The organism is Candidatus Methylomirabilota bacterium (assembly GCA_036002485.1).
Taxonomy (GTDB): domain Bacteria; phylum Methylomirabilota; class Methylomirabilia; order Rokubacteriales; family CSP1-6; genus AR37.
On record DASYTI010000093.1, the window covers coordinates 1 to 2,351 of the forward strand.

The following is a 2,351-nucleotide window of genomic DNA, read 5'->3' on the forward strand; positions in this document are numbered from 1 at the left end:
GCTCCTCGAGCGGGCTGGCGGGGCGCGGCGGCCCCAGGGTGTTTTGGACGTTATAGCCTCCGATGGTGACGAGCGCGCGCACGCGCTCAGGCGCCACGAGGGCAACGATACAGGCAGCGCGTCCACCCCAGTCATAGCCCGCCAGGGCGACGCGCGGCAGGGCGAGCGCCTCTATGAAGTCGAGCAGGTCCTGGCCGATGGCCGCCTGCTGCGCCATGCGCGGCGCCGCGGGGTCAAGGAACCGGGTCGGCCCATAGCCGCGGAGATACGGGACGAGCACGCGATGGCCGACGGCCGCGAGAGCGGGGGCGACACCGTCCCAGGCGCGCACATCGTCGGGAAAGCCGTGCAGGAGGATGATTGGGAAGCCCTGGGGCTCGCCATGCGCCTCGTAGGCGATCTCGAGAACAGGCGTGCGGACGAGGCGAGTCTCGGGCGACACGCCCCGCAGACTACACGGTCAATGACCCCTGGGCAACGACGCCGGCTCAGGCCGCCCTCTCCCGCGAAGGCAAAGGGTAGGCTGATGGTGGCTCAGAGTGGCCTCACGGGAAGACAGAGCTCGCACCGGAACACTCCAGGCTTGTCGTCGACCTCCGGGTTTCCACGATAGACCTCGAAGCAGGGCCGGTCATCGGGCTCGTAGCCGCTCCCGGGCAGCCAGGCGCTGAACACACGTTCCCACGCCTCTCGGATCTGGTGGGCGCTGCCCACGAACTCCGAGACCGCATACTTGCCCCCCGGGATATCCACGATATTGACCGATCGGTCAGAGGGAAAATCCCGCGGCACCACGACACAGGCGTCGTATCGGCACTTCTCTGCCTCGGTGATACGCGGATCGTCATAGGCCACGCCCAGCTTGATCGCCGTGCTGGAGGCGAGGCCGTGGGCCTGCATCCATCTTCCGAACCTCGCCCAGAGCTCCGGGATGCCGTGCGGTCCGTAGGGCCCGACGTAGCGCATGTAGGCGACGTGAAATGCGGGCAGCTCTTTGACCTGAACGCTCATGGGAGCCTCCTCGGTGCGTGTGCGAGGAGTATCCGGCGGGCGCAGACGCCTTGCTTTGCCGCGCTTGCGAACTTGTTTGCCTGGATTGCCGTCGGGCCTATGCCGCGCGCTCCAGCCCTCGGCTCCGCCCGTACGCCATGATGTCGCGCTCATGCCGAAGTGTCCCCTGAATGCCCGCGCGAAGGTGGCGGCGGAGGAGAACCCATGATCCAGCGCGACTTCGAGCACGCTCTGATCGGCATGGCTCGTCAGGGCCGCTGCCGCCCTCTCTATCCGGAGCCGCTGGATCAAGCCGAACAGGGTCTCGCCCGTCATGGCCTTGAAGATGCGGTGGAAATGAAAGGGCGAGAAGGCGGCAACGCGGGCCAAGCTCGAGAGGGAGAGCTCCTCGGCCAGGTGCTGGCGGATATGGTCGATGACGCGATTGACCCGCTTCTCGTACTCGAGCCGATCGCCGCCCGTCACGAATCTCGAAACTCCGTGAGAAGCGTCACGTGCGCTCGAGGATGTGGAGCCCGCGCCCCCGGTCGATGAGGTAGAGGAGCCCGCGGCCGTCCACTTCCACGTCATTGCTCGACACGCGCGCCGATCCCTGGGGGGGCTCGGGCAGGAAATGCGCGACCTCGCGCGGCGCGTGGGGGTTGGCGATGTCGACGATGCGGAGACCGTGGGCGAACCAGGCCACGGGGAGCTCGGGTCCCGTCACGCGCTCGCACGGCTGATGGCAGCCCGTGAACTCCGGCTGCGGGCTGCCGTCGATGCCGGCGACCTGAAAGCTCGCAAACGGCATCGGGTGCCGCTCGTCGGTGATGTCCACCAGCCAGAGGAACGATGGCGATCCGGGCTCGAGCTTGGCCACGTCCTCGTCGGCCACGATCATCACGCGCCGGCCGTGAAGGGCGAAGGGCACGGGCAGTGCCGTGTGAGTCGGCGTGATGAAAGGCGGGCTCCAGTCGAGCCCGGAGACGAAGGTGGGCTTGGCCATGTCCTCGATGTCGAGGATGACGAAGCCACCATGCCAGTAGCTGACATAGAGGCGATTGGCGAGGCGGATCGGGTGGTGACAGCGATGCTGCCGGCCTTCCCAGGAGGGCGTCTCGCCGCCCGCCGTCCATTGCCCCGGCATCCACCAGCGACCGATTTCCTGCGGCCGGCTCGGATCGGCCAGATCGAGAATCATGACGATGTTGCCGACGTAACCGTCCATCTCGGGCGAGAGGTAGGCATAGCGGCCGTCGAAGGTGAAGCGATGGACGCCGGCGCCGCCGCAGGGCCAGAAGGTGATCTCGCGCGGCCGGCTCGGATTCGAGACATCGTAGATTCCGAGGCCACCCTTGGCC

At 67.4% G+C, this 2,351-nt stretch carries 3 protein-coding genes; all 3 read right to left on the reverse strand.

Translation table 11 applies throughout. The annotated features are described in order from the left end of the window. The coding region (locus VGT00_09035) for an alpha/beta fold hydrolase (GenBank protein ID HEV8531547.1) at positions 1–442 on the reverse strand (442 nt) is incomplete at its 3' end. A 92-nt stretch (positions 443–534) separates the two neighbouring features. Beyond that, positions 535–1,476 (reverse strand): AraC family transcriptional regulator, encoded by a 942-nt coding sequence (locus VGT00_09040; GenBank protein HEV8531548.1) that lies wholly within the window; start codon positions 1,474–1,476, stop codon positions 535–537. A 25-nt stretch (positions 1,477–1,501) separates the two neighbouring features. Then, on the reverse strand, positions 1,502–2,351 hold an 850-nt coding region (locus VGT00_09045; protein HEV8531549.1), incomplete at its 5' end, for a hypothetical protein.